We start from the raw sequence: 5227 nt of genomic DNA on the forward strand, positions 1-5227 counted from the left end.
CCCCCAGCCAACCCCTCACGCCGATGGAGCGGCTGAAGCAGTCGGGAAAACGCTGGATCGAAATTGACACTTCACGGCAGCGTCTTTTTGCTTGGGAGGGCAATAAGCAGGTGTATGCCGTTATTGTGTCTACAGGCAAGGCATCAACGCCCACCCCATCCGGGATCTTCGCCATCCAAAGTCGCCATCGCTACGCCCGAATGCGGGGGGCCGACTACGATGTCCCGGATGTTCCCTACACCATGTACTACTCCGGCAACTATGCCATTCATGGTGCGTACTGGCATCACCGCTTTGGCACACCGGTTAGTCACGGCTGTGTGAATGTCGCGGTCGATCATGCCAAATGGTTATTTGAGTGGGCAAGCATTGGAACACCCGTCGTCGTGCATCGCTAGGGAAAACCTCCCTAGCAGAGCCGACGATCGAGGCTGCACCGTTCGTAGTAACGACTTTAGTCATCCGTTCGTAGTAACGACTTTAGTCATCCGTTCGTAGTAACGACTTTAGTCGTCCGTTCGTAGTAACGACTTTAGTCGTCCGTTCGTAGTAACGACTTTAGTCGTCCGTTCGTAGTAACGACTTTAGTCGTCCGTTCGTAGTAACGACTTTAGTCGTTATGGGCTAAAGCCCCAGCCACAAACCGTTCAAGAAACCGTGCAAAGTTTATGCAATCCCCCAGCTTAGCGTCCACCCACGGTAATCGCATCGACCTTGATATGAGGTTGGCCAACCGTCACATAGATACTGCCACTGATAGAGCCGCAGAAGCCTGCTGCCAAGCCCAAATCCTGGGAACTCATGGAGATGCGGTTCATAATTTCCTGGGCATCGCCAATGAGAGTGGCCCCCTTGAGGGGTTTGGTAATGCGACCATTTTCGATCAGGTAAGCTTCATCAACACCAAAGTTGAACTGCCCCGTGGCTCCGACGCTACCACCGCCCATTTTTTTGCAGTAAATCCCCCGATCGATCGAGGCAATGAGCTCCTCGTTGGTGTAATTTCCTGGCGCGATGTAGGTATTGCGCATTCGTGAGGCTGCCGCATAGGCATAGTTCTGACGGCGGCCACTGCCCGTGCGGGGATGCCCAGTTCGCCAAGATCCAGCCCGATCGGCCAGGAAGTTTTTCAGGATACCGTTTTCAATCAAGAGGGTGCGTTGGGCAGGCATACCCTCATCATCCATATCGATCGTGCCAAAGGCTGTCGCCGTGAGCCCCTCATCCCAAGCAGTGAGGTTTTCGTGGGCAATTTTTTCGCCCTTTTTATCCCAAAAGGGGGTTGTCTTGCGTTCAATCTGGGTCGTTTCCAATAGATGGCCGCAAGCTTCATGGAAAATGACGCCGCCGAAACGATTCGCCATGACGATCGGATAAGTCCCCGATTCCACATAGTCAGCATAGAGCATTTGCCCCGCCGCCTCAGCAATTTCTGCCGCATCCTGGGTGAAATCCCAATGGCGCAAAAAGTCCGGTTGGCTGGTAGCCCCCTGACGATGGCCGATCGACGATCGGTGCTCGCCATCAGCGCACAGAAGGCTCATACCCACGGATTGGGTCAGGCGAATATCCCTGGCAAAGGTGCCATCACTAGCCGCCACTAAAACCTCCTGCCAATCCCGGAAATAGAGCGCCCGTCGGGATTGAATATGGCGGGCCTGCGTCTGAAGTTCACTGGTCGCCGCCAAGAGCACATCCCCCATCTCCTGCATCGAGCTACACTGCTGTATCCAGGCTTCCTTTTGCCCCCGGTCCGCATAATCGCGCAGAGGCTCCAGGTTCACCTCTGGGATAAATGCCCCCGGCATGGGAGCGGGCAACCCCAGGATCGACAGGCCCTTTTCCAGGGCCGTCCGCAGCCCCGTAAAGGATAGATCATTAGTACTGACATAACAATCCTGAGTGCCTCGGAAGACACGCACCCCCGCCCCGGTGGACAGGCGCGGCGAAATGCTGGTAACGGCATCCTCTTCCGCCATGCCACTAATGTAGTTCACCCGCTCCAGGAAAAATTCCACAAAATCAGCCCCCGCTGCCCGTCCCAGGCCCAGGAGCGTGGCCAGGGTGCCCTCCCAGGCCTCATCAAAGCGATCGCGCGTCGCTGTCGTTTGCAAGGTCGGTAATTCTTGAGACCGCAACAGGGTGATCGGTGACATAGCGGTAATTATTTTCCTTTTGAGGATGGGAGTCGGTGAATGATCTCGTCTTTCGCTAGTCTAACAAACCCGCTTCACCAATCTCTGCTTCCTGGGGCAAAGTGGGCTGGGTCGGGGCAGTGACCGGAGTTGCCACCCGATACAGAGCCGGGAGTTGACGATACTGTTGATTAAAATCAATCCCGTAGCCCACGACAAAACAATCGGGAATCGTCAGGCCCAGATAGTCGATCGTCACGGGTACTTGGCGACGATCGGGCTTGTCCAGTAGGGCGCAGAGGGCGAGGGAAGCGGGCTGAAGGCTATGTAAATAGGCCATCGCCCGTTGGGTGGTTAACCCGGTATCAACGATATCTTCAACGATAATGACGGGCTGGTTCTCGATTGCCGAGGCCCTAAGACCCAGGTGAATGTGCACTTGCCCCGAACTGACCATGCCAGACCCATAGCTAGATAGGCGAATGAACTCAATGCCAGCGATCGGAATCTCCAGACACCGAACCAGGTCTGCCAAAAAGATAAAGGACCCTTTGAGAATGCCCACGAGGACGGGGGGCCGTTGGGCATAGTCACGGGTGATCGCCTGGGCGATCGCTTGAACCCGTATAGCAATATCAGCTTCCGAGACTAGGGGAATCAGGCAATCTTCCACATTCCTGCCCTGAGTAACTATTGTGACCAACCCTTGTGACTTTCAGGCCCATCATCGCAAATGTGGATCTGAAACTCCATTCCTTATAGGGCAGCTTTGCACCCCATAGGTTAACCGCCGTACCGTCAATATCATTGCCATTCCTATCCTACGCCCGAACCAGCATCGCTGTGGCACCGGATACTGGGCGGTGTACGATCGGGCGGTCGCAGTCACCCATTACCAGTGTTAGCGTACGGTTTTTCCCAAGCCCCACTGGGGGCCTACCCAATGATGGACGCAGCGCTTGACAAGCTATAGCGGTAGTCACACTCATTAGGACATTGCCAAGGCTTTGATCAACAAGGGGCTGAAGCCCCTTGTCCTAACCTGAATGACGATGGCTATAGTCCTGGGTTGGGCGAGGAATGCCCTGAAGCGCCCACCAATGCCGCGAGCGCTTGGGAGGCTTCAGATCTGCTCTAATAATGCCTGTAAGGCCGCCTGAATTTCCGCTGGGGTCGTGGTGGAAGTCCCGAACTGGCGCACCACCAAACTGGCGGCAAGGTTTCCCAACACTGCCGCCTCCCAGCTAGAGGCTCCCGCAATCAGAGCGAGGGTTAGGGCCGCAACCACCGTATCCCCTGCCCCCGTCACATCAAACACATCGGTTTTATTAAACGCGGGAATCAGGGTCACCGCACCCCCTGCCTCTGGTTCCCAAAGGGCCATACCCGCTTCCCCCCGGGTGATCAGGATTGTGTGGGCATCGGTGAGGGCCAGCAGATCCCGGCCCGCCTGTTGGAGGGTAGCGTGATCGCGAATTGGGTAGCTAACGGCCTGTTCCGCCTCCGGTAGATTGGGGGTAAACACGGTCGCCCCTCGGTAGCGGCTCAAGTGCTGTTGGGCATCCACAATGGTGCGGGGATGGGCCAGCGCAGCGGTGATCACGGGGGCCGTCAGCACCCCATCGCCGTAGTCAGAGCAGACGATCGCATCAACGTGGGGTACCTGGGCCTGGATCTGGGCCGCTAGTTGGTGTTGCCGTTCTAAGCTGGGCAGGGCATCGGAGCGGCGATCGACCCGGACAATTTGTTGGGTCACGGATTGGCGAGCATGACCTGAAATCCGGGTTTTAGTGACCGTGGGGCGATCGCAATCAACCAAAATGCCCCTGGTGTCAACCCCCACCTGCACAAACAGATCGTGCAACACCTGCCCTTGGGGATCATCCCCCACTAGGCCCACCACCTGTACCTGGGCACCCAGGCGAGCCAAGTTGTAGACCGCATTGGCTCCCCCCCCTGGCACTTGACGGGTTTCCTCATGCCGCAGGATCAAGACCGGAGCTTCCCGTGAGAGCCGCTCCACCTGACCTTGGAGAAACTCATCCAGGGTGAGATCTCCGACCACCAAAACCCGTGCCCGCTTAAATTGGGTCAAGAGGGCTTGTAGGCGGGGGGCCGCCGCCCGCAGGCGATCACTAAAAGCCCTATCAAACGCCATTGCCAAAATCCGACTCCTGGCTCAAGATTCCTAGTTAGGCACTGCCGACTAAAGCCTACACGACAACCGTTGCCGGTCTGGTTGCAGCACTAGATTACCATCGCGTTTAGCCAACCACACCGGTATGGGTTTCCCCACAGCCCCACAGCGCCCATCCAGAGAGATCGCCCATTAAAGTAGAGAATGGATCGCGCTCGTCGCCCGTTAGCCGCGATCGTCCTTGCCCCTTGCATCCGCCCGTGTCCCTATGAGCCGCACCTATATTGCTACCGGGATTAACCTCAAGAGTATGCCCCTGGGGGAATACGATCGCTTACTGACTATCCTGACAGCGGAACACGGGCTAATACGAGCGGTCGCTCCCGGTGCCCGCAAGCATCAGTCGAAATTAGGGGGGCGTAGTGCCCTCTTCGTCGTCAACCAATTGCAAATTGTGGCAGGCCGAACGCTGCCTAAGGTGATCCAGGCCGAAACCCTGATCTCCTATCCCCGGCTCAGTCAGGACCTCTGCAAGCTCACGGCGAGTCAATACCTAGCGGAAATAACCCTCTGCCAAGCCCTCACCCAACAACCCCAAACCGAGTTATTCCACCTGTTAACCGAACACCTGGGTCGCCTAGAGCGGTTGCCCAGGGTACCTCAGGATCGGGCCACAGCAGCCACGAGCGAACTTGCGGTTCTGTCCCATCTGGCCCATGCCACCTTTCACCTGTTGGCCCTAGCGGGGATTGCGCCACAGGTGCAGATGTGTTGTTTGACCCAACAACCCCTCATCCCGGATTTTACGAGCCAGACCGGGCAGGTTGGCTTTAGTGTGGGGGCTGGGGGCACCATTAGCCCCGCCGCGATCGCCCACCTCAGCCTGTCCCAGCCCAGCCTGCCTCAATCCAATCTTTGCCCGACGCCAGGGGAGGTTTCCCACCCACCCACCCCC

5 protein-coding genes are annotated in these 5227 nt (G+C 57.1%); 2 read left to right on the forward strand and 3 right to left on the reverse strand.

What is annotated here, in order from left to right; genetic code table 11:
- Positions 1-398, forward strand: a 398-nt coding sequence (locus ACWIUF_RS12415; protein ID WP_448572717.1) for a L,D-transpeptidase, incomplete at its 5' end; no start/stop codon positions are given.
- 285 nt (positions 399-683) lie between these two features.
- On the opposite strand, the gene ACWIUF_RS12420 is transcribed toward ACWIUF_RS12415, so the two are convergent.
- The 3 genes from ACWIUF_RS12420 to ACWIUF_RS12430 all read right to left on the reverse strand — a co-directional run bounded on the left by ACWIUF_RS12420 (position 684) and on the right by ACWIUF_RS12430 (position 4293).
- Positions 684-2156 (reverse strand): TldD/PmbA family protein, encoded by a 1473-nt coding sequence (locus ACWIUF_RS12420; RefSeq protein ID WP_448572718.1) that lies wholly within the window; start codon positions 2154-2156, stop codon positions 684-686.
- Positions 2157-2211: 55 nt separating this feature from the next.
- Positions 2212-2808 (reverse strand): hypoxanthine phosphoribosyltransferase, encoded by a 597-nt coding sequence (hpt, locus tag ACWIUF_RS12425; protein WP_448572719.1) that lies wholly within the window; start codon positions 2806-2808, stop codon positions 2212-2214.
- A 450-nt stretch (positions 2809-3258) separates the two neighbouring features.
- Positions 3259-4293 carry a bifunctional heptose 7-phosphate kinase/heptose 1-phosphate adenyltransferase gene (locus ACWIUF_RS12430; protein WP_448572720.1) on the reverse strand — a complete coding sequence of 345 codons (1035 nt, stop codon included), beginning with the start codon at positions 4291-4293 and terminating at the stop codon, positions 3259-3261.
- A 247-nt stretch (positions 4294-4540) separates the two neighbouring features.
- Here ACWIUF_RS12430 and recO point away from each other — a divergent pair.
- The coding region (gene recO, locus ACWIUF_RS12435; RefSeq protein ID WP_448572721.1) for a DNA repair protein RecO at positions 4541-5227 on the forward strand (687 nt) is incomplete at its 3' end.

It is taken from the genome of Trichothermofontia sp. (genome assembly GCF_053493415.1).

What these genes read in the sequence shown, in the direction of transcription:
- ACWIUF_RS12420 (WP_448572718.1), bottom strand. Translation starts at nt 2,156, where the DNA reads ATGTCACCGATCACCCTGTTGCGGTCTCAAGAATTACCGACCTTGCAA.
- ACWIUF_RS12430 (WP_448572720.1), bottom strand. Translation starts at nt 4,293, where the DNA reads ATGGCGTTTGATAGGGCTTTTAGTGATCGCCTGCGGGCGGCGGCCCCC.